This window comes from Kitasatospora sp. SUK 42, assembly GCF_015776785.2.
In the GTDB taxonomy this organism is placed as follows: domain Bacteria; phylum Actinomycetota; class Actinomycetes; order Streptomycetales; family Streptomycetaceae; genus Kitasatospora.
On the sequence record NZ_LFMD02000003.1, the window covers coordinates 210,794 to 236,919 of the forward strand.

Consider the following 26,126-nt stretch of genomic DNA (forward strand, 5'->3'; position numbering starts at 1 on the left):
GGTGTGCAGGGGGCGGGCCGGAGAGGACAGTGGGGCCATGCAGATTCCACTCTCCGTGATGGACTTCCTCGACCGGGCCGAGCTGGTCTACGGCGACCGGGTCGGCATCGTCGACGAGCCGGTGCAGCCGGCCGAATCCTGGGGCGAGCTGAGCTACCGGCGGATCGCCGAGCTCGCCCGGGCCCAGGCGGCCGGGCTGGACCGGCTCGGCGTCGGGCCGGGCGAGCGGGTCGCGATCGTCTCGCACAACTCGGCGCGGCTGCTCACCTCCTTCTTCGGGGTGAGCGGGTACGGCCGGGTGCTGGTGCCGGTGAACTTCCGGCTGAAGGCCGAGGAGGTCGCGTACATCGTCGAGCAGAGCGGCGCCTCCGTGCTGCTGGTCGATCCCGAAGTCGCCGACGCGATGGACGGGGTGACCGCCAAGCACAAGTTCGTGCTCGGCGCGGACAGCGACGCCCTGCTCTACGACTTCGACAACTCCCCACGGCAGTACGCGATCTCCGAGAACGACACCGCCACCGTCAACTACACCAGCGGAACCACCGCCCGCCCCAAGGGCGTTCAGCTCACCCACCGCAACATCTGGCTGAACGCGACGCTGATGGGCCTGCACTACGGCGCCAACGACCGGGACGTCTACCTGCACACCCTGCCGATGTTCCACGCCAACGGCTGGGGCCTGCCGTTCTCGCTCACCGGACTCGGCGCCCGGCACATCGTGCTGCGGAAGGTGGACGGCGCGGAGATCCTGCGGCGGGTCGAGCGGCACGGGGTGACCTTCCTGTCCGGCGCGCCCGCCGTGGTGCAGATGGTGCTGGACGCGGCCGCCGACTGGGACGGCCCGGTGCCCGGCCGGGACCGGGTGCGGATGATCGTGGCCGGCGCGCCGCCGCCGACCTCGGTGGTGCAGCAGGTCGAGGAGCGGCTGGGCTGGGAGTTCATGCAGCTCTACGGCCTGACCGAGACCGCCCCGATCGTCACGGTCAACCGCTCGCGGGCCGAGTGGGACGCGCTGCCCGCCGCCGAGCGGGCCGAGAAGCTGGTGCAGGCCGGCGCCCCGGCGCTCGGCACCCGGCTGCGGGTGGACCCCTCCGGGGAGGTGCTGGTGCGCTCCAACACCGTGCTGGACGGCTACTGGCAACAGCCCGAGGCCACCGCCGAGGCGCTGCGGGACGGCTGGTTCCACACCGGCGACGGCGGCACCCTCGGCGACGAGGGCCAACTGACCATCTCGGACCGGAAGAAGGACGTCATCATCAGCGGCGGGGAGAACGTCTCCTCGATCGAGGTGGAGGACTGCCTGTACAGCCACCCGGCGGTGGCCGAGGTGGCGGTGATCGGCGTGCCGCACGAGCGGTGGGGCGAGACGGTCAAGGCGCTGGTGGTGCTCCGGGAGGGCCAGGGGGCCGTCACCGAGGCCGAGTTGATCGCGCACTGCAAGCAGCGGCTGGCCGGCTACAAGTCGCCCACCTCGGTGGAGTTCCGGGACTCGCTGCCGCGCACCGCCACCGGCAAGTTGCAGAAGTTCCGGCTGCGCGGGCCGTACTGGAGCGAGCAGGAGCGCCAGGTCAACTGACCTGCCCCACTGACCTCGGGGCTCAACCGATGAGGCCCGACTCCCGCGCCGCCAGGGCGAGTTCGGTCCGGTTGCGGACGCCGAGCTTGTGCATCGCGGACTTGAGGTAGCCGGTCACGGTGTTGCTGGTCAGGCCCAGCCGGGCGGCGATCTCCGGGTTGGTCCGGCCGGTCGCCGCCCAGCGCAGCACCTCGTGCTCGCGCGGGGTCAACGGCGGTACCGGGGCGGCCGGTCGGGGCTTCTCCGGTCGGCCCCGCTCCGGTCGGGACGTCTCCCGGCTCCAGGCGGCGGCCCCGGCGAGCGCCCGGGTCGCGGCCTGGGCGAGCCTGCCGACGGCGGAGATCCGAACGTCCCCGAACGGGACGACGGCGCGCACCGAGGCGTACACCACGCCGTGCACGGTGTCGCCGTCCAGCAGGGGGACGGTGAGCATCGCGTACAGGTCCTCGGCGGCCACGGCCGCGTCGTAGTGGTGCGAAATGGTCGTGGCCGCGCGGTAGTCGGGCACCCAGGTGGGCGAGCGTTCGGCGAGCGCCCGCCCGCCGAGGCCGAGGCCGGCCGGGACCTCCACGTCGTGCAGCAGGTCCGCCCGGGTGCCGGCCCAGTGGCGCAGCACCATGCCCTCGCCGTCGACACGGCTCCCGGGCAGCGGCTCGGGCACACCGACCAGGCCGACGTCGGCGCCGCACTCGGCCACCACCCGGCGGGCGAGGTCGCCGAGCACGGCGTCCCGGACCAGCTCGGCGGCGCGCACGGCGAGTTCGGGGTCGTCGGGTTGCGCAGCGTCGTCGACGGGTTGCGCAGGTGGGAGGGCGTCCGCGCTTGTCATCGCGCGATTGTCACACGGGTCGCGTCCGGTGGCGAGAGTCCTGACGTGCGTGTTCCGGTTCGTTGCCGGGAAGTGTCCGACGCGGCGGCCGGGCCGGGCGTAGGGTGCGACCGCGGGCTACCGGCCGGTAGCAACCGCCCTGCCGGAAAGGGGAAGCCGATGACCGATCCGAGCGCCGCCGAGGTCCTGCACGGCCTGTTGGCCGATCTGCGGGCCGAGAGCGCCGTACTGGACGCACTGGTCGCCGGGCTGCCGGCCGAGGAGTGGGCCCGGCCGACCCCCGCCGAGGGCTGGACGGTCGCGCACCAGATCGCCCACCTGGCCTGGACCGACGACTGGACTGCGCTGGCCGCGCGGGACGCCGAGGGCTTCACCGCGGCCACCGGGGAACGCTTCGGCGGGCTCCTCGCAGCCGGGGCGGACCCGGTCGAACAGGGGGCGCGGGAGGGGGCGGCCGCCGAACCCGCCGCCCTGCTCGACCGCTGGCGAGCGGGCCGGGAACAGGTTCAGGCCGCACTGGCCGCCGTCCCGGCCGACGTGAAGCTCCCGTGGTTCGGCCCGCCGATGAAGCCCGCCTCGATGGCCACCGCCCGGCTGATGGAGACCTGGGCCCACGGCCAGGACGTCGCCGACGCCCTCGGCGCCGTCCGGGAGCCCACCGCCCGGCTGCGACACATCGCCCACCTGGGGCTGCGCACCCTGGGCTTCGCCTTCACCCTGCACGGGCGGCCCGCCCCACAGGCCCCAGTCCGGCTCGAACTGACCGCCCCCGACGGCGGGTCGTGGACCTTCGGCCCCGACGGCGCGGCCGACCTGGTGACCGGCCCGGCGCTGGACTTCTGCCTGCTGGTCACCCAGCGCCGCCACCGCGACGACCTCGCCCTCACCGCCACCGGCCCGGTCGCCACGGCCTGGCTGCCGATCGCCCAGGCCTTCGCCGGCGCCCCCGGCAAGGGGCGACAGCCCGCCCTCTAGAACCTCTCCGGTGAGGCCCGCCCCGTTCAGAGGCCGATCCGGAGTGGGGTGAGCCTGGTGGCGATCAGGTTGGTGGCGCCGCGGTCGCGCTCGACGCGGCCGTGCACCAGCAGGCCGGCCCGGTCCAGGGCGGTGCGGCGCTGGGACTCCCAGACCGGGCGGTTGCAGATCACGTTGATCAGGCCGGTCTCGTCCTCCAGGCTCAGGAAGAGCACTCCGCCGGCCGTCGGCGGCCGCTGCCGGTGGGTGACCAGGCCGCCGACCACCACCTCCGCCCCCGGCGGCACGTCCGGGAGCTGGGCGGCGGAGAGCGCGCCGCCGCGCTCCAGCCGGGTGCGCAGGTGCTGGAGCGGGTGGCTGGTGGCGGAGGTGCCGGTGGCCCACAGGTCGGCGATGGTCTCCTCGACCGGGCTCATCCCGGGCAGCTCCGGCGCCTCGGTGCCGGGCGTGGTGCCGGGCAGCAGGCCGGCCGACACCCCGGCGAACGCACCGGCCGCCCACAGCGCCTGACGTCTCGTCAGCCCGAAGCAGTCGAAGGCCCCGGCCGTCGCCAGCGCCTCCAGGGCGGGCGCGGGCAGGCCGGTGCGGCGGGCGAAGTCCTCCAGGTCGGCGTACGGGCGGCCGGCCGCGATCGCCTCGGCCTGCGGGGTGCCGATGCCGCGCACCGTCTCCAGGCCCAGCCGGACCGCCGGTTGCGGGCGCCCCGCGGTCAGCGGCGGCACCGGGGTCGGCCCCCGGTACGGCTCCAGGGTGGGGCGCGGCCCGCTGGCGTTGACGTCCACCCCGCGCACCCGGACGCCGTGCCGCCGGGCGTCCGAGACCAGGCTGAGCGGCGAGTAGAAGCCCATCGGCTGGTTGGCCAGCAGGGCGCAGGTGAAGGCCGCCGGGAAGTGGTACTTGAGCCAGGCGCTGGCGTACACCAGGTAGGCGAAGCTGATCGCGTGGCTCTCCGGGAAGCCGTAGTTGGAGAAGGCCTCGATCTTGCCGTAGACGTCCTCGGCGACCTCGGGCGGGATGCCGCGCTCGGCCATTCCGGTGAGCAGCCGCTCGCGCAGCCTGGCGACCCGCTCGTGCGAGCGCTTGGCGCCCATCGCCTGGCGCAGCTGATCGGCCTCGGCGGGGGTGAACCCTGCGCAGTCGATGGCGAGTTGCATCATCTGCTCCTGGAACAGCGGCACCCCGAGGGTCTTGCCGAGGGCGTTCTCCATCAGCGGGTGCGGGCAGCCGGGCGGCTCCGCCCCGGCGCGGCGGCGCAGGTACGGGTGGACGGAGCCTCCCTGGATCGGGCCGGGGCGGATCAGCGCGACCTCGACCACCAAGTCGTAGAAGTGGTCCGGCTTGAGCCGGGGCAGGGTGGCCATCTGCGCCCGGGACTCGACCTGGAACACGCCCACGGTGTCCGCGCGGCGCAGCATCGTGTACACCCCCGGGTCGTCGTCCGGGATGGTGGCCAGGTCGTAGCGCAGGCCGTGGTGTTCGGCGACCAGGTCGCAGGTGTCGTGCAGGGCGGCGAGCATGCCGAGGCCGAGCAGGTCGATCTTCACCAGCCCGGCAGCGGCCGTGGACTCCTTGTCCCACTGGAGCACGGAGCGCCCGGGCATCCGGGCCCACTCGGTCGGGCAGATCTCTCCGATCGGTTCCCTGGTGAGCACCATGCCGCCCGAGTGGATGCCCAGGTGGCGCGGGAGGCCGTGCAGTTGGGTGGCGAGCTGGAGCACGTCGGCCGGGATGACGGCGTCCGCGCCGGGGGCGGAGCGGAAGTCGGTCTGCCGGCTGAAGGCGTCCACCTGCCCCTGCGGGTAGCCGAGCACCCGGGCGGCGTCGCGGATCGCCAGCCGGGGCCGGTAGGTGATCACGTTGGCGACCTGGGCGGCGTGCTCGCGGCCGTAGCGGCGGTAGACGTACTGGATGACCTCCTCGCGGCGGCGGTTCTCGATGTCCAGGTCGATGTCCGGCGGCCCGTCCCGGGCGGTGGAGAGGAAGCGCTCGAACAGCAGCCTGTAGTGGACCGGGTCGACGGCGGTGATCCCGAGGGCGTAGCAGACCGCCGAGTTGGCGGCCGATCCGCGGCCCTGGCACCAGATGTCCTGGCTCCGGCAGAAGTCCACGATGTCGTGCACGATCAGGAAGTAGCCGGCCAGGTCGAGGTCCTCGATCACGTCCAGCTCCTTGGCGAGCTGGCGGCGGGCGGCGGCGTTGCCGGGGCCGAAGCGGGCCGGGCCGCCGGTCGCGACCAGGGCGCGCAGGTGGCTGATCTCGGTCTCGCCCTCGGGGACGGGGTAGCCGGGCAGTTCGGGGTCCAGCCGGGCGAAGTCGAAGGCGCAGGCCCGGCCGAGTTCGGCGGTGGCCCGCCGCACACCGGGGAAGCGGGCCAGTCGGGCGGCCATCTCGCGGCCCGAGCGCAGGTGCGCGGTGCCGGCCGCCCTGGTCCAGCCGACGGCCTCCTGCAGGGTGCGGCGCTCGTGCAGCGCGGCGAGGCTCTGCGCGAGGCGGCCCTGGGCGGGGCCGGCGTGGTGGGCGTTGGTGGAGGCGACGACGGGGAGCTTCGCCCCGGCGGCGAGCGCGGCGAGGGCGTCGTTGCGCCGGTCGTCGCCGGGCAGCCACTGGTCGATCAGCTCGACGTGGACGTTCTCGCGGCCGAACGCCTCGGTGAGGGTGCGCAGTCGGCGCTCGGCGCTGCCGTCCTGGAGGCCCGCCGGGACCCTCCCGAGACGGCAGCCGGTGAGCACCGCCCAGTGGCCGCCGTGCGCCTCGGCCAGTGTGGCGAGGTCGTAGGCGGGGCGCCCCTTCGCCCCTCCGGCCAGTTGGGCGGCGGCGATCGCCGCGGAGAGGCGGCGGTAGCCGGCCGGGTCACGGGCCAGGACCAACAGGTGCTCGACGGAGCGTTCGTGACGGATCGTCAGCTCTGCACCGAACACGGTGGCCACGCCCGTCCCCCGGGCCGCCTCGGCGAGCCGGACGGCGCCGTACAGGCCGTCGTGGTCGGTGATCGCAAGGGTCTCCACGCCCAGCCGGGCCGCCTCGGCGACCAGGTCCTCGGGTTCGCTGGCGCCGTCCAGGAAGCTGAAGGCGGAGTGGACGTGCAGTTCGGCCCAGGGCTCGGGGCTCCCCGACCCGGTCCCGGTCCCGGTCCCGGCCCCGGTCCTGACGGCGGGGGGTTCCTCGGCGGGGCGGCGCAGCGGGACGACCGTGCGGTCCGGCGCGGCGCCGGTCAGCCGGCGGTGCAGCTCGCTCCAGGGGAGGGTGGGGTGGCTGGTGAAGCCCATCGGGGTCGCCTTCGTCGTTCCCGCGCACGTCCTGTGCTCGTGCGCGTCCTGCTCCCCCCTCGGGTAGCGGCCGGGCGGCCGTCAGTCGTAGCCGGCCTCCAGGAACCACGCACCCCCTTCCACGGTGAGCAGCAGCGCCCGGCCGCCGCCCACCACGACCTGGAACCGCGCCCGGCGGCGGGCGAGCGACTGGTCCCACCAGTACTCGACCGCAGGCCAGGGCCCGGTCCAGCCCTCCACCCGCTCCTCCCGGCCCCGGGCCACGACCAGGGCCGGCCGGGCCGACACCCCCGCCCGGCCGTCCACCGTGACCGGCAGCCCGGCCTCGTCCAGCACCCGCACCGGCGCCGGGTCGCGCAGCACCCTGGCGGGCCAGAGGTCCGCCAGCCGTCCCGGCCAGGGCGCGTCGGCCGGGACCGCCGCCTCGTACGGCTCGCCCCACGGCACCCTGACCGCCTGCTCTCCGGGACCGCGCCCGCCGGCCGGCTCGATCCGGCGCAGCCCGGCGTGCCCGAGCACCGCCTGCACCCGGGCCACCGCGCGCTCCACCCGGTCGTCCGCGACGGCCTGGCCCCACAGGGCGAGCTGGCGGCCCTGGTCCGGGGAGAGGCCGTCGGGGGCCAGCCGGAGCAGGGTGAAGCCCTCCTGGTCACCGGCGAAGGTGCCCGCGCCCTGCCAGGCCTGGAGCTGCCAGCGGACCCGCTCGGCCAGCGCCGTCGCCGACAGCCGGCCCTCGTGCCGCCACAGCCGCGAGGCCGTCCGGCCGTCCGCGCAGGCCACCTCGACGGCCACCCGGCGGCAGGTCAGCCCGGCCCCGGCCAGCCGCCGGTGCAGCCGTTCGGCCAGTGTGCGGGCGACGAACACCAGCGGCTCGGCCAGCGGCTCCGGCGGGTCGAAGCGCTGCTCGACGGCGAGGTCCGGCTCCTGGTCGCGCGGCACCAGCGGGCGCGGTTGCAGGCCCCGGGCCAGCCGGTGGGCGGCCGTCCCGGCCGGGCCGAAGCGGTCCGCGACCGACTCCGGCGGCAGCGCGGCGAAGGCCCCGACGGTCGGCAGGCCGAGCCGGCCGAGCAGCTCGGCCAGCGCCTCGTCGCCCAGCGCGGCCACCGGGTACGGGGCGAGGAACTCCGCCGTACGGCCGGCGGGCACCAGCACCCCGGCGCGGGCGGCGAGCACGGCGGCGAACAGGCCGTCGGCGACGCCGACCTGGGCGTGGGGGACTTCGGGGGGCTGCGGAGCCCCGGGAGACTGAGGGGCCTCGGGGGGCTGGGGGCCTTCGGGGGGCTGGGGGCCTTCGGCGGGCTGAGGGGCCTCGGGAGGCTGGGGGGCTTCCGGGGTGCGGGCGGTCACCGCGCCGGGGACGGCGTCCGGGACGGCCGGCCGGCCGAGCGCCTCCGCCACCGCCACGCCGACCAGGGCCGCCAGCGCCTCCTCGCCGCCGAAGTAGCGGCCCGGGCCCTTCACCGGGATGGCGCACAGGCCCGGGCGGATCACCTCCACCCGGGGCGTGAACGCCTCCACCGCCGCGACCACCGGCTCGAAGCGGCGGGTCTCCGCCTCCGGGTCGCGGTCGCGCAGCTCCAGCTCCGGGCAGAGCCGCTGGGCCAGCTTGAGCCGCTGCCCCTGCCGCACCCCGGCCGCCCTGGCGCCCGCCGAGCAGGCGAGGATCCGCCCGCCCTCGGTCACCGCCACCGGGTCGTCGCCGGTGACGGCCGCCACCGGCCAGTCCGGGCACCAGACGACCAGCACCCGGGGGGTTCGGTCCTCCGCCATCTCAGACCACCGCCGCCACACGGGGTGCCGCCGGCTCCGGCACGGCCTGCGGCCGCTCCCGGAGCGGGCGCACCGCACCGTGCTCGTCCGGCAGCCAGAGCCGGGCCGTCCGGCCGCGCACCGCCGAGCCCCGGCCCTCGGCCACCACCTCCACCTGCCGTCCGGCGAGCTGCCCGTAGCCGTCGCCCAGCCCGAACCAGCGCCCGGACCGCACCCCCAGCCGCAGCGCCGCGCCCGGCCACGGCCCGGCCACCAGCAGGACGCAGCCGCTGCGCCGCAGCACCGCGCCCAGCCGGGCGGCCAGCTTCGGCGGCACCGGGCCGTCCGGGCGCAGCATGATCAGCTCCACCGCGCCGGCCAGCACCGACACCACCTCGGGCCAGTGGGGGCCCGGGTCGTCCGCGACCAGCAGGCGCCGCAGGTCCAGCCCGTACCCCTCGGCGGCGGCCAGTCCGAGGTCCGGCAGCCCGACGGCCGCCGCCCAGCCGCCCCCGGTCTCCCGCACCCCGGCGGCCAGCGCCAGCAGCAGCCCGGCGTCCTCGTTCGCCACCGACACCGTCGTGCCCCGCCGCAGCCCGCCGTCCGGCAGCACCTCCCGCAGTGCGGGGGCCACCGGCAGCAGGCCGCGCACCGCCGTCCGCCCGTCCTCGGGCGCGGCGATCGACGCCACCGGCCGCAGCGCGGGGCGGGCGGGCTGCTCGGTGGCAAATTCGAAAATAGATTCGAAAGCGGACACACCCCCAGGATCGAACATTCGTTCGCAAAGATTCAAGTCCGCCACTCCCACCTCATTCGTCACGCTCCGTAGCGCCCGCCTCGGGGAGGTGTGCGCTCCACGGGCGGCTTCGCGGGTGGTGGCGGTCGTGGTGGTGGTCGTGGCGGTGGTCGCGGGTCAGAAGCACGGGTGCGACAGCGCGTGCCCGCCGACAGCGGGCACGGCCGGAGCCGTCATGCCGCCAGTCCCCGTTCGGCGAGGAGCGCGACCAAGGCGTCCACGCACTGGTCGACCGTCATCGTGTGCGTCTGGAGGCGCAGTTCCGGGGCGGCCGGGGCCTCGTACGGATCGTCCACGCCGGTCAGGCCGGAGATCTCGCCGGCCGCCTGCTTCGCGTACAGGCCCTTGACGTCCCGCTCGGCGCACAGCTCCACCGGCGTGGCCACGTGCACCTCCAGGAACTCGGTGCCGGCCGCCGCGTGCCGCTCGCGCACCGCGGCGCGCGAGTCCGCGAACGGGGCGATCACCGGGACCAGTACCGTCACCCCGTTGCGTGCCAGCACCTCGGCCATCAAGCCGATCCGCCGCACACGGGCGTCCCGGTCCTCCCTGCCGAAACCGGTCCCGGGGAGCAGGACGGCGCGGATCTCGTCCCCGTCCAGCACTTCCACCCGGCGTGCGAGGCCGCGCAGCCGCTCGGCCACCGCACGGGCGATGGTCGTCTTGCCCGAGCTCGGCAATCCGGTCAGCCACACGGTGGAGCCGGGCCAGCAGGTGCAGATCGAACTCTCCATCTCCGCCATTCCCTTCCTTGAAAGTCAGCCCCTGCCCGGCACGAGGAGGTCCAGCCGCACACGGGACGAACCGCCGAAGCCGGACTTGAAGTGGCTGATCGTGTGCAGTTTCCCGTCGACCCAGGAGTGCTCCGCCGGGTAGACCCGGTCCCCCACCTCGAAGGACGTGCACCCCCTGCTCTCCGCGTACTGGATCGCCTCCCACAGCATCCGGTGGCTGATCCCCGCGGCCTTCCGCTGCGGGTCGTGGGCCGCCGCGGCGTAGTAGCAGTACGCGTCCGAGCACGGGAAGTAGGCGCCGGCGACGTAGTCCCCGTCCTCCTTGCCGAGGAGGAAGAAGCCCTGGTCCGCCCGGACACAGGCGAGTGCGGCGTCCCAGTAGGCCTGTGGCCGGACCGACCGTCCGCGCATCAGCACGTGGAGGTCGCGCAGCACGTCCCGGTGCTCCTCGTCGGCGTCGGGCCCGGAGATCCGTTCGACGACCAGCCCCGGGCGCGGCTTGCGGATGACCGTCCGCAGGTTGGCCCGGAACGCCTGGAACGTCTCGTCGAGGGGGCTGGAGAGGTTGATCACCTGGGTGAAGAACGGCCGCGAGACCGCGCCTCCGCGCAGCACCAACTCGCCGAAGGGCGACACCTCCCCGTCCACCATGAAGTCGCGCACGTGGTACGCCTCGGCGCCGTTCCCGGTGCGCAGCGACTCCAGCTCCCGGTGGAGCATGCGCGCCGCGGACTTCAGCCGTGCCGGGCGGGCGTGGCGGTTCTGCACCACGCAGAGCGGCCGGCCGAACGCCGACAGCCTGGTGTGGGCGGCGAACCGGTCGACCGTGACGGTCAGGCCCATGACCGGGCCCTCCTCGTCCCCCGCCAGCAGGCGGTGCGGCTCGAAGCCGCGGAACGAGTCCGGATCGTGGTGGTACTGGAGGTCGGGCGGCAGGTAGTACAGCGGTTGGAAGTGGGCGGCGGCGGCCTCCAGTTCCAGGTCCAGGTAGGAGGGGTGCTGTACCGGGTCCGACTCCCAGAGTTCGCGCCAGTTCGCGTCGGTCAGGTGGTCGTCGATCTCGACGATCTGCATCGGGCTCCCTTTCGGGTCGGTACGCGCGGGACGGAACACGCGACACGTACGGGACGGGACACGCGCGGGAGGACGGAGGCGGATCAGAGCGGCACCCGTTGACGGCGCTCGGCCCGGTCCGCCACCGGTCCCGCGAGCGCCCCGGTGGCCGCGAAGACCGCCCCCAGCGCGAGCCACCCCCAGCCGCCCAGCCCGAGGCAGACCGTGGTCACGATGACCGGTGCCAGGAATTCGGCCCCGCCCATGCCCAGGTTGAAGACGGACTGGTACTGCGCCGTGGCGCCGGGCGCCGCCAGGCCGAAGCTCAGCTCGAACGCCGCCGCCGCGTGCCACAGCTCACCGAGGGTGTGGACGACGACGCCGAGCAGCAGCAGGACGACCGCACCCCACGTCGGCAGGCTTCCGGAGAGGGCGAAGAGCGCCGTGCCCAGCAGCAGCACGGCGCCGGCCCGCCGCAGGTACGTGACGGCGGACTTCACGTCCCGGACGGGCCGGCCCGCCCGCACCTGTACCAGCGCGACCAGCGCGGTGTTCAGCGCGAGCAGGACCGAGACCACCCAGTGTGGGGCCGTGGTCCGCTCCGCGACCCACAGCGGCAGTCCCAGGGTCAGGACGAAGTACTGGAGGCTCAGCACGCCGTTGGTCGCCGTCAGGAGCAGGTAGGGCCGGTCGCGCAGGGCCGGCCAGCCCCGCGGCGGCGGCGGCCCGGTGCGCTCGCCCCCGGTGCCGGGCAGCCGCGAGATCAGGGCCGTCGCACCGCAGAACGTGGCGGCGTCGGCCAGCATCAGCAGGACGTAGCCCTGCCGGGTGTCCACCGACAGCGCGAGACCGCCGGCCAGCGCTCCGAGCGACATGCCGAGGTTGTTGACGGAACGCAGGTACCCCCGGACCCGGACCCGGTCCTCGCCCGCGGTGTGGGCGATCAGTGCGTTGTTCGCGGCGCGTGCGGCCTTCTGCCCGGTCGCGTACAGGGCCGCCACCACCAGGAAGAACCAGAAGGTGTGCACGAACACGAAGAGGACCATGGTCAGCGCCTGGACGGCCAACAGGCCCTGGTAGGCCAGCCGTTGTCCGATGCGGTCTCCGAGCGCCCCGGCGGGGAGGCCCGCCACGAGGCCGATTCCCTCGGCGACGGTGAGCCCCAGGCCCACGGTGGCCACGCTCAGCCCGATCGAGCGGGTGAAGAAGAGCACGCTGCTGACCGCGAACAGGCCGTTGCCCAGCGCGTTGACCAGCGTGGCCACCCCGAGCACCCGCGTCCCGCGGGCCTCGGGTATCAGGCCGAGTGCTACCACGTCCGCGTCACAATGCCGGCCAGATCGCCGACGGGCCGGTCCAGCGCCGCATCCAGCGCGGGCGTCAACCGCGGTCCGAACAGTGCCGCGTACAGCGGGAACGACGGCTTTCCCCCGAGGGGGCGCAGACCCGAGACCACGGGTTCCGGCAGTGGGGCGAGACGGTCCAGGTCGATGCTCCGTACGCCCAGGAACTGCGGAGTGGTGACCTCCTCCCCCAGCGCCTCGAAGAAACCTTCCAGGACCTGGTTCATCTCGGCCTCGTAGGCGGACATCTTCTCGGCTCCCATGGTCACGCTCAGCCCGAGCCGGTAGGCCTGGCCGACGTTCACGTAGTTGGGGCAGATGGAGGTGTCGTCGACCACGAGCGGATCGCCCGCGATGAACTCGTCGGCCCGCTCCTGCGGAACCGCGTGAAGCTCCCGGTCCGCACCGATCCGCCGCAGGCCCATGCCGCAGCGGTGGAGCGCGGAGCGCCAGGCCGCGAAGGCGTCGCTCCCGTGCAGGGAGAACGCGTTCATCAGGTCGATGGGAACCTCGACCGTTCCGTCCGGCAGGTGGAGGCCGGCCTGCCGTTCCAACGACATCCGGTAGATCATCGCGAAGTACGCGAAGTTCGTCGCCCGGCCGGCCAGTTCGACCGCTTCGCGATCGCCCTCCGCCAGGTCGTCCGTCGGGATCTCGGGGGTCGGCTGGCAGAGCAGGAGCTGGTGTTCGAAGCGTGGGGCCTTGCTGAACAGCGGGGTCCGGCGCAGCTCCCCCTTGCTGTCGATCCGCCACCAGACGTGCGGCTTCCACCGGTTGTCGCTGAGGTTGTTGTGGGTCACCTGGGTCCGCAGGTGCGAGGGCGAACCCGGGCCGAGCAGCGCGCGCTCCGCGGTGGTCATCCGCAGGCAGAACCAGGGGAACGTCAGCATGGGCGCGAAGGCGTTCATGCTGACGTGCGTCGAACTGTGGACCACCATCGTGGAGTTGACGAAGGTGTGCAGCGACTGGTCGTCCCAGCCCAGGAGCCCGCGCAGGCGGTCCCGTTCGGTCCGGCCGTCGGCCCGGAACACCCGGGGCTCGACCTGCCGGACGAACTCGGCGAGGGCCTGCCGACGCCGTCGGACCTCCTCCGGCGGCGGTCCCGCCGGCCGCAGGTCGATGAGCAGATCCCGAAGGGTCTGGACGGACATCAGCGTTCCTCCCGCATCAACGTTCCTTCTACATCAGCGCTCGCCGGGTATCGGCGTTCGCCCCGCGTCAGCGTTCACCCGACATCAGCGTTCCTCCCGGCCGACCGCGTGGACGGCACGCCGGGCGAGTCCCGGTCCGAGGCGTACGCCCGAGCCCGACCCGGCCAGAACCGCGGCCAGGCCCGGGAGTTCGCCCGTCGTCCAGACGAAGGGCAGGCGCTGCTCCGTGTAACGGTCGCAGAAGGCCTGGCCTCCGACGACTCCTTCGGCCGCCAGCCGGCTGCGCGCCGAGAGCGCACGCAGCCCCTCCTCCAGGTCCGAGCCGTCCACGCTGCCGTCCATGCCGTGCGGTGCCACGTCCCAGACGTCGCGGTAGAAGCTGATCAGCGCCACACCCCTGGCCACCGGGAGGACGAAGAGATCGTCGTCCAGGAAGTACACCAGGGGGTCGCCCACCCGTACCGGGAGCCGTGACCGCAGGGCCGCCACCCGTTTCACCCTGGTGGGTGGGGCGGCCACGGCCCGCCCGTTGACGGCCGGGGCCTCCCAGGGGCCCACGGCCAGGATGACCCGGCGGGCCTCCCACCGGACCCCGGGCGTCCGCAGGCGGTAGACGCCGTCGGCCGACTCGATGTCGAGCACGTGCTGCCCCGGGTGCACTTCCGTGGTCCGCGCCGCCGGGCCGGTGGTCAGGAGCGCCTCGACGAAGGCCCGCGCGGGAAGCACCGAGCCCGGCTCGTCGTGGGTGACCACCACCTCGTCCGGCACCAGCACCATGTCGGGGAGGATCTCCGCCATCCGGCGGAGCTCGGACCGGTTGGCCGGCCGCAGACCGCGGTCGACGACGCGTCCCTCCAGCGCGGCCAGCCGGTCCCTGGCCGTCACGTAGATCATCGGGACGCGGCGGACCAGCCGGCTGATCGGGCTGCCGACGGCCTCCCGCCAGTAGTCGTCGCTCGCCCGGACGAGTTCGCGGTGGCCGTCGGTGGCGGCGAGCGGGAAGTCGGCCGCCGCCGACCACGAGGTGGCGCCCGAGCCGGGCGCGCGGCTGTCCAGCACCGCGGTGGTCCACTCCGGATGTCTGCGCGCGGCCTCGTCGGCGGCGAGGCAGCCGAGGACGCCGCCGCCGACGATGGCGAGGTCGAGTGTCATGACCGGTTCTCCTGCCACCAGACGCTGAACACCTCGACGGGCTGGGAGCCGGTGTTCTCCAGCCGGTGCGGGGCCCGGCTCGGGAGGAGGACGACGTCCCCGGCGCCGATGTCCAGGCGCCTTTCCTCGGAGTGGACCGTTCCGCAGCCGGCGGCGACCATCCACAGCTCGGCCACCTCGTGCTGGTCGAGTTCGCTGGTCGCCCCGGGCGGAACCGTGAACCGCGAGGCCGAGAAGGGGCGTTGCGCGAGGTCCGGGCGCTCCGTGACCTCGTGTACGACCATGCCCGAGGGAGAGTGCTCACCGGGCAGGAAGGACAGGATCACCGGGGCCGGTGTCGTCGTCATACCTTCCCCACCTCCTCCAGACGGAAGTCCGGGGCATGGGCGCCGGCATGAGCGCCGGGGCCTTCCCACTCGACCGTTGCGGCGTACTGACTGGTTGGGTAACGCTCGTATCCCAGAACGGAGTTGAGAATGCGGGCACTGCGCCAGGGGACGAGACTGAGGTTCGGGTCGGCGATGCCGTGGGTGTGCTCGGCGGCGTTCTGCACGAAGATCCTCAGGCCCTCCGGGCCGTCCCACGCGAGCGAGTAGTCGTCCTGCACCTCGAAGCCCTCGGCGGTGCGCGGCAGCCAGGACCGCAGCGGCCCGAGGTACTCGGGGAACTCGGGCCGGTAGCCGGTGCAGCAGATCACCACGTCGGCCGGCACGCACTCGATGGCGTCCAGGCCGGTGTCGTGGATGGTCGCCGACAGGCGGTTGCCGTCCTTCGCGAGGTCCACCAGTCGGCGCTGGTCGAGCAGCCGGTGGCGCAGACGGCCGGGCCGCTGGACGTCCAGCTCGTAGAGGCGGCGGTAGATCGCCTGCAACAGGGAGGCGGAGACGCCGTCACTGGCCATGCGCTGCTGGGCGAGGAGCCTCCTCCTGCGGTCGGACGGCAGTTGACGGAAGTACTCGACGTAGGCCGGGGTGAACCAGTCGTTGGTGAACGGCGAGTCGTCCATCGGCGGGAAGCCCAGCCGACTGGACAACCATGTGATCGACCGCGGCAGCCCGGCCTCCGCCGAGAGCAGGTGCTGCACCGTCTCCGCCCCGCTCTGACCCCCGCCGACCACCACGACGTCCCGGCCGGCGAACTCGGGGTCGACGAAGGCGAGTTCCGCATTGTGCAGCACGGACGGACCGCGGAGCCGCTCCGCGCACTCCGGCATCACGGGCGTCCTTCCGGAGCCCAGGACCAGTGCACGGGCCCGCAGCCGCCGGCCGTCCGCGCAACGGACGGTGAACGTCCGGTCGTTCGCCAGGTCCACCTCCTCCACCGCCGAGTTCCACGACACGCTCGTCAGCGATTCGGAGACCCACCGGCAGTACTGCTCGTACTCCTGCCGTGAGCAACCGCTCCGGCTCGCCACCAGGAAGCGGTAGATGCGCTTGTGCGCGGCGAGGAAGTTGAGGAAGGAGTAGCGGCTCGTCGGATCGACCAGGGTGACCAGGTCCTTGAGGAAGGACACCTGGAGCTCCGCCCCGGGAAGCATGAAGCCCGGGTGCCACTGGAAGCCCGGCTTCGCGTCGAGGAACCGCGTCCGGAGCTCCGGCAGGGGCTCGGCGAGTGCGGCCAGGCTCAGGTTCGCGGGGCCGACCCCCACCCCGACCAGGTCCATCGGGCGCACGGTCGTCTCCCTCCCCTCAGCCGACATGCGCCGCAGGCTTCGTGGCGGCCGGCTCGCCGGCGGTGCGCGGGTGGAGCAGGGAGCACTGCGCGAGGAGGTCGCCGGTCCACAGCGGGACGGCCAGGCCGGCCCGGACCTCGTGCCACGAGGCCTCCTCGACCTTCTCCCCGGGGCGCAGGCCCTCCCACAGCTGCTGGGCGAGCTGCGGCGCGATGGGGTAGAGGCCCGCGGCGAAGGCGGCGGCGGCCGACAGTTCCGCCCGCACCCCGGCCACGAAGTCGTCGTGCAGGGCGGGATTGCCGAGCAGGGTGTCCAGCCCGCTGCCGAACTCGGCGGCTTCGTCGGCCAGGCCGTCGAGCCGGGCGATCGCGCGACGCGGCGAGAAACCCGTGACGGACAGGGCCTCGTCCACCCCGTCCAGAGCCTCGCCGGTCCGCGCGGCCAGACGCGCCCGGTCGCGGTCGGAGAGCCGGCGCTCCCATGTCCCGAACGTCCCCGCGGTGGTGGGGAGTTCGGCGGTGGTGGGGAGTTCGGCGGCGGTGACGATCTCGGCGGCCGAGGCGCGCCTGCGGGAGAGTTCGGCCAGCCAGGTCCGCCACCGGCGGGGCGGGCCCGAGAGGAAGTACCCGTCGAACTCCGGCCAGGAGAAGCTCGTCTGCCCCGTGCTGGGACGGTCCCAGGAGACGTACAGGCGGAGTTGGTCCGCCGCGACCTCCTTGAGCGCGTCCAGCATCCAGATGGCGTGCTGTCGACTCGTGGAGAACTTCAGCCCGTCGAGGCGGTAGAACTCGTTGCTGACGAAGGCCGCCGGGAGAACGGTCGCGCGGTCGTGGGCGGACATGACCACCGGGAAGAGCACGGCGTGGAAGTAGCCGTTGTCGAACCCGAAGAACTGGACCACACGTTCCTTCTGGCGCCAGGACTCCGCCCAGGCGGCCTGCCCGGTGCGAGTGGCGAGCTCCCCGGTCGCGGCGAGGTATCCGGCCGCCATCTCGAACCACACGTAGATCCGCTGGTCCGCGTACCCGGCGGTGGGAACGGGAATTCCCCAGTCGGCGGGGTGGCTGACGGCGATCTCGGGCAGGCCCCCGTCGGAGATCCGGGAACAGAGCGCACGCAGGTGGTGGTTCATGTGCGCGGTCGTCCAGAAGGTCTCCAGGGGCCGCCGGTGCTTCTCCAGCGGCAGGTAGAGGCGGGTGCAGTCGCGCAGTTCGCAGTCGGCACCGCAGACGGTGCAGCTCGGCGACCCGAGGTCCGCGCAGTCGTTGGGCAGGCCGCAGACCTCGCAGGCGTTCCCGCAGGCCCTGGCACCGCAGTGCGGGCAGTCCCCCACGACGTAGGCCTCGTAGGCCCACCTGTCGCAGGGAACGCAGTAGGGCAGTGGACGGGTCCGGGGGACGATGTCCCCCTGCTCGACCAGCTGTTGGAAGATCCCCTGCGTCAGGGTCCGGTGCAGCGGGGACGTCCGGGGCATCGAGCAGAGGTCGAAGCGGATCCCGGCCTCCGACCAGGCCTGCCTGATGCGGGTGCCGTACCAGTCCGCGGTCTGCGCGGCGCCGCGGCCGTCCCGTACGGCCCGCAGTTCCGTGTAGCTCTGGTGATCGTCGATCCCCGAGAGATAGGCGACGTCGGCACCCAGGCGGCGCTGGTGCCGGCTGAAGACGTCGCCGGCGAGGTAGGGGCCCGAGAGGTGTCCCAGGTGGAGGTCACCGTTGGGCGTGGGCGGTGTGGCAGTGACCAGCCAGCGGGCAGAGGTCATCGCGGAGTACCCTCTCTGTGAGGCTGCTGCCGCGCCACGGACCGGACCAGGGAAGGCGGCGCGGCAGCATGCCGGTTTCGGGTGGGTTGAACTGTCAGCGCTCCAACTGGAAGAGCTTCCCGGCGAGTTCGGCGGAGATGTCCAGGTCCTCGACACAGCGTCGGACGGATTCCTCGTAGGCGTCGCGGACGCCGTCCGCCGCGGCCAGCTCACCCGCCGAGAGGTCCGCGTGGGACCGCTGCTGGAAGCGGTAGGCGTCCCCTGCGCCGTGGAGCCCGGGAACGACGTACGGCTCCGGCTCGACCGGGTGCACGACCTTGGAATTCGCGGAATTGAGGTCGCCCCGCTCGCCCCAACCCGTCAGGATCGACTCCTGGTAGCGATCCGGGATTCCGATCCTGTCGAACATGCGCCCGACAGTGGCTTCCGGGGCCCGGCTCGCCTCGTACGGGAAATGCGTGGTGGGCACGCCCGCCCGGTCGGCGAAAGACCGCATGCGCGAGTAGTTCAGCGAGGAGAGCACGAAGTTCTCGACGACGCGTTCGCGGCCGATCCGATCCTGCCACTTGTTTATCCACGAGCTGAGCGAAGCCCGCGGCTCCCGGTCCAGAACGAGGAGGTGAATTCGCTCGGCGGGCCACCCCGCATTCAGCAGGCATTCGACAGGATTGAAGACCGCCTCGTAGTGGACGTACGGGCCGGCCATCTCCTTCGCGAAGAGGACGCCCTCACCCTCGGGCAGCTGCCACGGCGATCCCGCCTGCCCCACCAGCCGGTGCCGGGCGATCGTCTTCACCGGCTGGTAGAACGCGGGGATGCCGGCGATTCCGAAGAGGTTCGTCATGGCGGTCGATCCGACCCGGCACTTGCCCCAGCCCACGACCAGGAGCGGGAACTCCCGGGCGGAACGCCCCGCGAAGCCGTCGCGCAGCACGTCGGAGACATAGTTGGAGGTGTCCCTGACAGTGGTTGCCGACAGCTGGTACCGACCGTCCGGCTCCAGGGCGAAATCCTCGGCCTTCGAATCCTTCGAGTTCTCCGAGTTCTCCGAGTTCTCCGAGTTCTCCGAGTTCTCGCCCGAGCCCATCAAGTCGGCAAGGTTTTGAAACTTGGACACGTCGATCCAATCTTCACTTTTTCAGTCAGCTTTCGGCGGAATGGAACGAGCCATGGAGATCATCGCCGACAAAAGGGCCCTCCCCGCGACGCTGCGTGGGGCCACTGGTGCTTAAGTCACCTACCACTCGACTATAGGTCGACCGTGATGCGACATCCATGTGATGCGCATCACATGACAAGCTCCGTTAATACTCCGGCAATACTTTGAGTGTCGGTCGGACGCGAGCAATGAAGACAAATGTCCGCTTTGACTCGCTCTGCCTGCGGGGGATTTAGCAGGTACCGCCGAGTGGTGGTGGCTGAGCGTAAGCGACTTTAAGGGAAGTTTACTCCGAGGCATACCGGGGCCACTGAAAGCGCTATGCCGGGGCTGCTTTCCTGGCGACTACCGGGCGATTCCGATAATCGGACTCGCAGCACCGGTTCGTCGTACCATTCGCAGCACGGATCGCAGCACGGATCGCACTACCGTCCGGTAGGCCTGTTCCGGGCGACGACGCGTGCGAATACTGGGCGCATGGGACTCGTCGTCTTCGTCACCCTGCCCGGGCTGGTGGTGCTGCTCACCGCGCTCGCGCTGATCGACCAGCTGATGCTGCGCGCGGGGCGGGCCGGGCTGCTGCCCTGGCGGACCCCGGCCCGTCAGGGACAGGTCTCCGCGACCGGGTTCGAGCAGCTGCACGCCACCTTCTCGGCGGGCAAGCAGCACGAGCTCAAGGAGCGTCAGTCCTCGCTCATGCAGCGGGACGACGACGAGAGCGGCGCGCCACCGAACCGCACCGGGGTGGACCTGGCCAGGGGTACGGCGGTGATCCGGCTCCCTCAGGTGACCCGGCTCCCTGGCGGTTCTTCGGGCCACGCACGGTAGTTGAGCACGGTCCAGCCGATTAAACCGATGGACAGGCCTTCCGCGATCAGCAGACTGGCCCCATGAACGCGACAGATCCCAAAGCCGATCTCCAGATCTACGTCCAGGACGCCCGAGACGCCCTGCTGTGGAAGCTCGACGGCCTCTCCGAGTACGACCTCCGCCGCCCGCTCACCCCCACCGGGACCAACCTGCTGGGGCTGGTCAAGCACGTCACCGGGGCCGAGGCGCTGTACTTCGGCGCCACCTTCGGACGTCCCTTCCCCGAGCCGACCCCACTGTGGATGGTCGACGAGGTCGAACCGAACGCCGACCTGTGGGCCCGGGCGGACGAGAGCACCGAGGAGATCGTCGGACGCTACCGGCGGGTGTGGGCGCACTCGGACGCCACCATCGAGGCGCTGCCGCTGGACGCGATCGGCCGGATACCGTTCGGCATCCGCGCGGAGCAGACCCTGCACCGGGTGCTCGTCCACATGATCGCCGAGACCCACCGGCACGTCGGCCACGCCGACCTGGTCCGCGAACTCGTCGACGGTGCCATCGGCCAACGCTCCGACGGCGCCAACACCGCCCCCGGCGACACCGCCTGGTGGCAGTCCCACCACGACCGCGTGGAGCAGGCGGCCCGGAAGGCCGGCGGGCTCGCCTGACCGCCGGGCGGTTCAGGCCAGCCGGCTCCGAACCGCGGCGACCCGGTCCACCAGGGGGCCCGGGGCGATCGGGAGGCACTCGTAGCCGAACTCGGCGTAGGCCTCCTGGTGGATCCGCTCGAAGCGCAGCGACTCCTCGTAGGAGATGCGGCGCGCCTCGGTCGGGGTGACATAGCCCGGGCTCTCAACGAAGAAGACCTGCCGCTGGTAGACGTCCTCGGCCCGGATGCGGTCCAGTTCCCGGGTGAGGGCGGGGGTGACCGGGTGGCCGAGGTAGCGGGCCAGGGCGTAGGTGCAGACCGGCGAGCGGTCGTAGAACTGCACCGCGCCTGGCAGTGCCGCGGCCCGTTCCTGCCGCAGGCGTTGCAAGCCGATCACCGCGTCCACGAAGGACGGGTCCGTCCACGGCTCCCGCTCGCCCTGGGCCTGCCGCAGTGCGATGACGTCCGTGGCGGCCTCCTCGACCACCGGGTAGCCCTCCCACTCCAGTCGGCGCAGGATCGCGGTCTTCCCGGCGCCCGGGGTGCCGGTCAGGAGATAGCGCTTCATGCCCCCACTCTAGGAAGGGGATCCATGGGGTGGTGGGCCTGACGGGTGTGGCGGGTACGACGGGTACGACGGGTATGACGGTTGTGATGGTTGTGACGCAGGGTGCGAGGACGGCCGTCCGGTGCGAGGGTCGCGGGGGCGCCGCCGTCCGGAGCGTCGGTCGGTTCCTTCAGGGCGGATCCCGGCGGGGCGGGCCGGAGTTGTGATGGGACGCCGAGCGCCACTGTCCGTCCTGCGGCTCCGCCATGGGCGAGCACGCGGGGCCGGAAGCGGCGCCGCTGGGCGATCGGGGTGTCGCGGCGGAGCTCCAGGGGGGATTCGGGCGCGCGTACCGGTACGTGGGCCCGCCGGAGCTGCGGGAGTTGCCGGCGGACGGCGGGCGGGGCGGTCAACCGGTGCGGACGGAGGACGAGTTCGCCGCCTGGGTGGCGCCGCGGACGGCGGCGGAACTGGCGGAGCCGTTCACCTTCGTGGTCGACCTGCGCGGGGTGCTGCGGCTCGCCGCGCGCCGCAGCGAGCACGTGGCGTGCGCGGGCGGGGAGCCGGTGCTGAGCGCCGGGGAGATCGGGTTCCGGCCCCCGAGCCGTGAGGGCGGCGGGTTCCGTGGGGGCGGCGGGTTCCGCGGGGGCTGGAAGGTCCGGACGGTCAGCAACCAGTCCACCGGCTACTGCCCCGACGTCCTCAGCTGGCCCGCCGTCGCCGCCGCCCTGGATCGGATCGGGCTGCCGCACCCGGGTGGCTTCACGCACCCGGTGGTGTTCCGCCGCTGCCCGGCGTGCGGGCGCCTCGGCATCGTCCGCGAGGAGCACTACGTCTGTGTGTTCTGCGACGCGGACCTGCCGGAGCACTGGAACGTCGACGAGGTGGCGCTGCCGTCGTAGTGATGTGGGGCCGGTGGCAGCGGAGCCGGTGTCGGGCGGCGGCGGAGCCGGTGTCGGGCGGTGTCGGTGCCGGTGTCGGTGTCGGGCAGCACCGGTGTCGGGCGGGCCCGCTAGGGTCTGGGGGTCTGGTGGGTCAGGGGGAGCCGGGAAGGGTGGGGCACATGGGGTGCGCGCGGGTGGCCGGGGTGCCGGGTGGGGTGGTGCACGCGGGGAGCCGGGAGTTCCTGACCCTCGAAGGGCTGCCGGCCACCGGTGCCTTCCTGGACTTCGGGGCGCTGGACGGCGGCCCGCTGAGGGCCTTCCCGGGCGGGGCGGAGCGGCTGTTCGTCCTCGGTGAGACGGACTACTGCACGCCCTTCGCCGCCGTCGGCACCCTGGTGCTGCTGGACGGGACCAGCGGTGAGGTGTTCCTGGGCAACGGCGGCCCGCAGCGGGACCTGCTGGCCTCCGACCTGACCGCACTGGCCGCGCTGGTGCGGGAGGTGGAGGCGGTCGGCGAGGCCGCGCGGCGGCCGGAGGCCCTGGACGGGCGGCGCGGACCGGCGGTGGTGGCCGAGGTGATGGCGGGGGCCGAACGGCGGATGCGGGAGATCGACCCGGGACTGTACGGGCGGGCCGCGACCCCGCCGGCGCACTGGGGAACGGCGCTGCTGGTCAGGGCGCTGGGCTGGGGCGCGCTGCCGGGCGGGCCGGGCGGGCCCGCGTACGAGGTCGGCGCGGAGCTGGTGGCCGAGCTGGCCGCGCTCACGGACGAGGACGGCGGCGCGGGCCTGGTGCACCGCTTCCGCCCGGAGGCGCTGCCCGACGCCCTGGTGCACGCGCCGACCCGGCGGCTGCTGACCGAGGTCGGGCTGCCGCTGGGCGGGGCGATGTTCGGGGTGGGCGAGGAGCCGCTGGTCACCATGGCGCAGGCGTACCCGGAGTACTTCGACGGCGAGGAGGAGCGCCCGTACCAGCGGGACTTCCTCGCGCTCGGGGACTGGCCGACCGACCTCACGATCGCCCTGGACGGCGCCACCGGCCGGCTCGAACTGCCGGACTGGTACGACGACGGCCAGCCCGAGGCCTACCTGAACCGCGATCTCTCCGCCCTGCTCTACGCCCTGTGGACGTACGAGCGGCTGCGCGCCGAGTGGGAGCGCTGGGACCACGGCCTGGGTGACGGCACCTGGGCGGTGTTCGACCCGCAGTCGCTGCTGAGCACGGTGGTGGACCGGCTGGTCGAGGCGGTCGACCCGGAGGCCTTCGCCTCGCCCGGCCGCTCCTGGCGGCTGCTCGCCGAGGACGGGCACATGGGCGGTCTGCTCGGGTGACCACCGGGTTCCCGTCGGGGGGCGGGGGCGGGGGCGGGGTGCCCTGAGAGCCCCACCGCGCCTGCCCGTGATCCGGCCGTTCCGGGCGGGCCGCGCCGGTACGCTGCCTCGGTGACGAACATCCGTACGGCGGCCGGGCGAAGACGGGCGATGCTCCTGGGCATCACCGCCGTCGTCTCCCTCGCCGGGGCGGGCGCGCTGTACGGCCTGCTGTACGTACGGTCGCTGGACTACGGCCGGCGCTGCGAGCAGGGCCTGGTGTCGGGCGGCGGGCGGCTGCTGGAAACGGGGGCCTCCTGGCTGCCGCCGGACGCGTGGTGCCGGTTCGAGGACCAGAGCCTGTCCACCACGCCGTTCTGGGCACTGCTGCTGTTCTACGCGCTGCTGACCGCGGTCGTCTGGTCGGCCGCCGCGCTGGTGCGCGCCCTCCGCCCGCGCCCGGACCCGGGGCTGGACTGGCAGCCGGGGCACGGCGCTCCGCACTGGTAGGCCCGGCCGTTGCGGCGGTGAGCCGGGCCACCGCCGGGGCGGGGGGGGCGGCTCGGGGGCCGAGGAGTTCGTCGAGTCGGATCGAGGAATAGGGAGTACGGACCATGGACAGCGGCACGGACAGCCTCTACCTGGCCTTTGCGGAGCGGGAGGCTCGTGGCAACTCGGCGACCTACCAGGAGCTGGCCGAGCGGGCCGCGGGGGACGCCGAGTTGCTCGGACTGTTGGACGGCCTGCCGGCGGCGAAGCGACAGCCGAACCTGCTGTTCGGCGCGGTACGACACCTGGGCGGGCCGGTGACGGCGGGCTGGCCGGCCTTCCGCGACTGGACGGCGGCGCGCTGGGACGAGGTCTCGGCGACGATGCTGGAACGGCGGACCCAGACCAACGAGGCGGGCCGCTGCGCCACCCTGCTGCCGCTGCTGGCCTCGTTGCCGCAGCCGCTCGCGCTGATCGAGGTGGGCGCCTCGGCGGGGCTCTGCCTGTACCCGGACCGGTATCGGTACCGGTACCTGCCTGCGGGCCGCGCTGCGGGTGAACCGGGCGAGCCGGTGCACGAATTCGGCGCCGAGGGCAGTCCGGTGACGCTGGACTGCGCGGTGAGCGGGCCGGTGCCGATGCTCGACTCCCTCCGGGAGCGACTGCCCGAGGTGGTGTGGCGGGCCGGGATCGACCTCAATCCGCTGGACGTCCGGGCCGAGGAGGACATGCGCTGGCTGGAGTCGCTGGTCTGGCCGGAGCAGACCCACCGACTGGAGCGGCTGCGCGGGGCCGTCCGGATCGCCCGGGCCGAACCGCCGCTGCTGGTGCGCGGCGATCTCAACGCGACCGTACGGGAGTTGGTGGCGCAGGCCCCGGCGGGGGCGACTCCGGTGGTGTTCCACAGCGCGGTGCTCGCCTACCTGCCGCCCGAGGCGCGGGAGGAGTTCGCGGCGACCATGCGTGAGCTGCCCGGGCACTGGATCTCCAACGAGGCCGTTTCCGTTCTGCCGACCGTGGCGGAGCGCCTCCCCCACCCGGCCCCGGCCGGCTCCGGACTGTTCGCCCTCGCCCTGGACGAACGGCCGGTGGCCTTCACCGGACCGCACGGGCAGTCCCTGGACTGGTTCGCCGGCGCCTGAACCGTGGCCCGGGCCGGATGGCTACGGACCGGCTACGGACTTGAAGCTGCCGCTGCGGCAGCTTCTACCGTCGTGACCAGGGCCGGAGGAACCGGCCCTGGTCCAAGCGAACGTGGACGTCGAAGGACGTGCGGACGTCGAAGGACGTGCGGACGTCGAAGGACGTGCGGACGTCGAAGGACGTGCGGACGTCGAAGGACGTGCGAGAGGAGACCGCCATGGCCTGGCCGATCGCCGAGGTCGCCCGGATGTCGGGGGTGACCGCCCGGACCCTGCGGCACTACGACGAGATCGGGCTGCTGCCTCCGGCCCGGATCGGCTCCAACGGCCACCGCTACTACGAGGAACGGCAGTTGCTGCAACTCCAGCAGATCCTCGTACTGCGGGCGCTGGGCGTGGGGCTGTCCGAGATCGCCCGGATCCTCGGCGACCAGGTGGACGAGTTGGAGGCCCTGCGGGGCCACCACCTCCGGCTGGTCGCCGAGCGCAACCGGCTGGACTCGCTGGCCGCCACCGTCTCCCGCACGATCGCCGACCTGGAACGCTCCCGGAGGGACGGCACACCCATGACCAGCATCAACCGACCGGAGAACCTGTTCGAGGGCATCCAGCCCGCCGACATCGACGAGAGCCTGCGCGACTTCCCCGAGCAGGCCGAGGCGGCCCGGCGCGCCACCGCCGCGATGACCCCGGCCGAGATCGAGGCCGGGCAGCGCGAGCGGACCGCCCGGATGGTCCGCCTGGCGGAGCTGCTGGCGGCCGGCCACCCGGCCGACGCCGAGCCCACGCAGCACATGATCGACGAGGAGTACCAGCTGCTCGGCGAGATCCGGACCGTCTCGGTGGAGGAGTACCTCGCGATCGCGCGCTCCTGCACCGAGAACGCGCAGTGGAACGCCGCGTATGAGGCCATCGCCCCGGGGCTGGCCGCCTACCAGCGCGCCGCCATGGAGGCGTACGCGGCGGCGCGGCTCGCCTGAGGCTGCGGTTCTCCCGAGGGCGCGGCTCTCCTGGGGCCGCGGTTCTCCCGAGGGCGCGGCTCTCCTGGGGCCGCGGTTCTCCCGAGGGCGCAGCTCGC

General features: G+C 73.3%; 23 protein-coding genes. 9 read left to right on the forward strand and 14 right to left on the reverse strand.

Annotation, left to right across the window (positions count from 1 at the left end):
* Positions 1-37: 37 nt before the first annotated feature.
* Complete coding sequence (locus tag RZ50_RS10570; protein ID WP_196951900.1) at positions 38-1,576, forward strand: AMP-binding protein; 1,539 nt, start codon at positions 38-40, stop codon at positions 1,574-1,576.
* A 22-nt stretch (positions 1,577-1,598) separates the two neighbouring features.
* Here the strand turns inward: RZ50_RS10570 and RZ50_RS10575 are convergent, their stop codons facing one another.
* Complete coding sequence (locus tag RZ50_RS10575) at positions 1,599-2,405, reverse strand: LuxR C-terminal-related transcriptional regulator (RefSeq protein WP_196951901.1); 807 nt, start codon at positions 2,403-2,405, stop codon at positions 1,599-1,601.
* A 159-nt stretch (positions 2,406-2,564) separates the two neighbouring features.
* Here RZ50_RS10575 and RZ50_RS10580 point away from each other — a divergent pair, with 159 nt between their 5' ends.
* Positions 2,565-3,380 carry a TIGR03084 family metal-binding protein gene (locus RZ50_RS10580; protein ID WP_196951902.1) on the forward strand — a complete coding sequence of 272 codons (816 nt, stop codon included), beginning with the start codon at positions 2,565-2,567 and terminating at the stop codon, positions 3,378-3,380.
* Positions 3,381-3,406: 26 nt separating this feature from the next.
* Here RZ50_RS10580 and RZ50_RS10585 read toward each other — a convergent pair whose 3' ends face one another.
* From RZ50_RS10585 to RZ50_RS10640, 12 genes are all read right to left on the reverse strand, one after another.
* Complete coding sequence (locus RZ50_RS10585; protein ID WP_196951903.1) at positions 3,407-6,646, reverse strand: error-prone DNA polymerase; 3,240 nt, start codon at positions 6,644-6,646, stop codon at positions 3,407-3,409.
* Positions 6,647-6,727: 81 nt separating this feature from the next.
* A complete protein-coding gene (locus RZ50_RS10590) occupies positions 6,728-8,416 on the reverse strand; it encodes a DNA polymerase Y family protein (protein ID WP_196951904.1) in 1,689 nt (562 codons plus the stop codon).
* Position 8,417: 1 nt separating this feature from the next.
* Complete coding sequence (locus RZ50_RS10595) at positions 8,418-9,152, reverse strand: hypothetical protein (RefSeq protein WP_196951905.1); 735 nt, start codon at positions 9,150-9,152, stop codon at positions 8,418-8,420.
* Between the two features lie 212 nt (positions 9,153-9,364).
* On the reverse strand, positions 9,365-9,934 hold the full coding sequence (gene cysC, locus RZ50_RS10600; protein WP_217680480.1) for an adenylyl-sulfate kinase: 570 nt from the start codon (positions 9,932-9,934) through the stop codon (positions 9,365-9,367).
* Between the two features lie 15 nt (positions 9,935-9,949).
* A complete protein-coding gene (locus RZ50_RS10605; RefSeq protein WP_196952702.1) occupies positions 9,950-10,999 on the reverse strand; it encodes a GNAT family N-acetyltransferase in 1,050 nt (349 codons plus the stop codon).
* A gap of 83 nt (positions 11,000-11,082) precedes the next feature.
* Complete coding sequence (locus RZ50_RS10610) at positions 11,083-12,294, reverse strand: MFS transporter (protein ID WP_196952701.1); 1,212 nt, start codon at positions 12,292-12,294, stop codon at positions 11,083-11,085.
* Positions 12,288-13,472 (reverse strand): hypothetical protein, encoded by a 1,185-nt coding sequence (locus RZ50_RS10615; RefSeq protein WP_196952700.1) that lies wholly within the window; start codon positions 13,470-13,472, stop codon positions 12,288-12,290. Before RZ50_RS10615 ends, RZ50_RS10610 begins: the two co-directional genes overlap by 7 nt.
* 84 nt (positions 13,473-13,556) lie before the next feature.
* Positions 13,557-14,624 (reverse strand): FAD-binding oxidoreductase, encoded by a 1,068-nt coding sequence (locus RZ50_RS10620; protein ID WP_196952699.1) that lies wholly within the window; start codon positions 14,622-14,624, stop codon positions 13,557-13,559.
* Positions 14,621-14,971 carry a cupin domain-containing protein gene (locus RZ50_RS10625; RefSeq protein ID WP_196952698.1) on the reverse strand — a complete coding sequence of 117 codons (351 nt, stop codon included), beginning with the start codon at positions 14,969-14,971 and terminating at the stop codon, positions 14,621-14,623. The genes RZ50_RS10620 and RZ50_RS10625 overlap by 4 nt, the downstream gene beginning before the upstream one ends.
* The gene (locus RZ50_RS10630; RefSeq protein WP_254802570.1) at positions 14,968-16,287 is read right to left on the reverse strand and encodes a lysine N(6)-hydroxylase/L-ornithine N(5)-oxygenase family protein; all 1,320 of its coding nucleotides are present in this window, start codon (positions 16,285-16,287) and stop codon (positions 14,968-14,970) included. The genes RZ50_RS10625 and RZ50_RS10630 overlap by 4 nt, the downstream gene beginning before the upstream one ends.
* A 25-nt stretch (positions 16,288-16,312) precedes the next feature.
* The gene (locus RZ50_RS10635; protein WP_196952696.1) at positions 16,313-18,055 is read right to left on the reverse strand and encodes a class I tRNA ligase family protein; all 1,743 of its coding nucleotides are present in this window, start codon (positions 18,053-18,055) and stop codon (positions 16,313-16,315) included.
* A 94-nt stretch (positions 18,056-18,149) separates the two neighbouring features.
* Positions 18,150-19,172, reverse strand: a complete 1,023-nt coding sequence (locus RZ50_RS10640) for a hypothetical protein (protein ID WP_217680481.1) — start codon at positions 19,170-19,172, stop codon at positions 18,150-18,152.
* Positions 19,173-19,691: 519 nt separating this feature from the next.
* Between RZ50_RS10640 and RZ50_RS10645 the strand changes: the two genes are divergently transcribed.
* Positions 19,692-20,042: a DUF6191 domain-containing protein gene (locus RZ50_RS10645; protein ID WP_196952694.1), complete on the forward strand. Its 351-nt coding sequence runs from the start codon at positions 19,692-19,694 to the stop codon at positions 20,040-20,042.
* Positions 20,043-20,104: 62 nt separating this feature from the next.
* Positions 20,105-20,695 (forward strand): DinB family protein, encoded by a 591-nt coding sequence (locus tag RZ50_RS10650; protein WP_196952693.1) that lies wholly within the window; start codon positions 20,105-20,107, stop codon positions 20,693-20,695.
* A gap of 12 nt (positions 20,696-20,707) precedes the next feature.
* Here the strand turns inward: RZ50_RS10650 and RZ50_RS10655 are convergent, their stop codons facing one another.
* A complete protein-coding gene (locus RZ50_RS10655) occupies positions 20,708-21,244 on the reverse strand; it encodes an AAA family ATPase (RefSeq protein WP_196952692.1) in 537 nt (178 codons plus the stop codon).
* 245 nt (positions 21,245-21,489) lie between these two features.
* Between RZ50_RS10655 and RZ50_RS10660 the strand changes: the two genes are divergently transcribed.
* The 5 genes from RZ50_RS10660 to RZ50_RS10680 all read left to right on the forward strand — a co-directional run bounded on the left by RZ50_RS10660 (position 21,490) and on the right by RZ50_RS10680 (position 26,028).
* Positions 21,490-22,125: a hypothetical protein gene (locus tag RZ50_RS10660; RefSeq protein WP_254802446.1), complete on the forward strand. Its 636-nt coding sequence runs from the start codon at positions 21,490-21,492 to the stop codon at positions 22,123-22,125.
* Positions 22,126-22,286: 161 nt separating this feature from the next.
* Positions 22,287-23,438 carry an SUKH-4 family immunity protein gene (locus RZ50_RS29865; RefSeq protein WP_196952691.1) on the forward strand — a complete coding sequence of 384 codons (1,152 nt, stop codon included), beginning with the start codon at positions 22,287-22,289 and terminating at the stop codon, positions 23,436-23,438.
* Between the two features lie 111 nt (positions 23,439-23,549).
* Positions 23,550-23,927 (forward strand): hypothetical protein, encoded by a 378-nt coding sequence (locus RZ50_RS10670; RefSeq protein WP_196952690.1) that lies wholly within the window; start codon positions 23,550-23,552, stop codon positions 23,925-23,927.
* Between the two features lie 104 nt (positions 23,928-24,031).
* Positions 24,032-25,048: a DUF2332 domain-containing protein gene (locus tag RZ50_RS10675; protein WP_196952689.1), complete on the forward strand. Its 1,017-nt coding sequence runs from the start codon at positions 24,032-24,034 to the stop codon at positions 25,046-25,048.
* A 218-nt stretch (positions 25,049-25,266) separates the two neighbouring features.
* Complete coding sequence (locus RZ50_RS10680; RefSeq protein ID WP_196952688.1) at positions 25,267-26,028, forward strand: MerR family transcriptional regulator; 762 nt, start codon at positions 25,267-25,269, stop codon at positions 26,026-26,028.
* Positions 26,029-26,126 lie beyond the last annotated feature (98 nt).

What these genes read in the sequence shown, in the direction of transcription:
- RZ50_RS10620 (WP_196952699.1), bottom strand. Translation starts at nt 14,624, where the DNA reads ATGACACTCGACCTCGCCATCGTCGGCGGCGGCGTCCTCGGCTGCCTC.
- RZ50_RS10635 (WP_196952696.1), bottom strand. Translation starts at nt 18,055, where the DNA reads ATGACCTCTGCCCGCTGGCTGGTCACTGCCACACCGCCCACGCCCAAC.
- RZ50_RS10655 (WP_196952692.1), bottom strand. Translation starts at nt 21,244, where the DNA reads ATGAAGCGCTATCTCCTGACCGGCACCCCGGGCGCCGGGAAGACCGCG.
- RZ50_RS10680 (WP_196952688.1), top strand. Translation starts at nt 25,267, where the DNA reads ATGGCCTGGCCGATCGCCGAGGTCGCCCGGATGTCGGGGGTGACCGCC.
- RZ50_RS10625 (WP_196952698.1), bottom strand. Translation starts at nt 14,971, where the DNA reads ATGACGACGACACCGGCCCCGGTGATCCTGTCCTTCCTGCCCGGTGAG.
- RZ50_RS10570 (WP_196951900.1), top strand. Translation starts at nt 38, where the DNA reads ATGCAGATTCCACTCTCCGTGATGGACTTCCTCGACCGGGCCGAGCTG.
- RZ50_RS10590 (WP_196951904.1), bottom strand. Translation starts at nt 8,416, where the DNA reads ATGGCGGAGGACCGAACCCCCCGGGTGCTGGTCGTCTGGTGCCCGGAC.
- RZ50_RS10575 (WP_196951901.1), bottom strand. Translation starts at nt 2,405, where the DNA reads ATGACAAGCGCGGACGCCCTCCCACCTGCGCAACCCGTCGACGACGCT.
- RZ50_RS29865 (WP_196952691.1), top strand. Translation starts at nt 22,287, where the DNA reads ATGGGGTGCGCGCGGGTGGCCGGGGTGCCGGGTGGGGTGGTGCACGCG.
- RZ50_RS10615 (WP_196952700.1), bottom strand. Translation starts at nt 13,472, where the DNA reads ATGTCCGTCCAGACCCTTCGGGATCTGCTCATCGACCTGCGGCCGGCG.
- RZ50_RS10580 (WP_196951902.1), top strand. Translation starts at nt 2,565, where the DNA reads ATGACCGATCCGAGCGCCGCCGAGGTCCTGCACGGCCTGTTGGCCGAT.
- RZ50_RS10660 (WP_254802446.1), top strand. Translation starts at nt 21,490, where the DNA reads ATGGGCGAGCACGCGGGGCCGGAAGCGGCGCCGCTGGGCGATCGGGGT.
- RZ50_RS10605 (WP_196952702.1), bottom strand. Translation starts at nt 10,999, where the DNA reads ATGCAGATCGTCGAGATCGACGACCACCTGACCGACGCGAACTGGCGC.
- RZ50_RS10650 (WP_196952693.1), top strand. Translation starts at nt 20,105, where the DNA reads ATGAACGCGACAGATCCCAAAGCCGATCTCCAGATCTACGTCCAGGAC.
- RZ50_RS10675 (WP_196952689.1), top strand. Translation starts at nt 24,032, where the DNA reads ATGGACAGCGGCACGGACAGCCTCTACCTGGCCTTTGCGGAGCGGGAG.
- RZ50_RS10645 (WP_196952694.1), top strand. Translation starts at nt 19,692, where the DNA reads ATGGGACTCGTCGTCTTCGTCACCCTGCCCGGGCTGGTGGTGCTGCTC.
- RZ50_RS10630 (WP_254802570.1), bottom strand. Translation starts at nt 16,287, where the DNA reads ATGGACCTGGTCGGGGTGGGGGTCGGCCCCGCGAACCTGAGCCTGGCC.
- cysC (WP_217680480.1), bottom strand. Translation starts at nt 9,934, where the DNA reads ATGGCGGAGATGGAGAGTTCGATCTGCACCTGCTGGCCCGGCTCCACC.
- RZ50_RS10585 (WP_196951903.1), bottom strand. Translation starts at nt 6,646, where the DNA reads ATGGGCTTCACCAGCCACCCCACCCTCCCCTGGAGCGAGCTGCACCGC.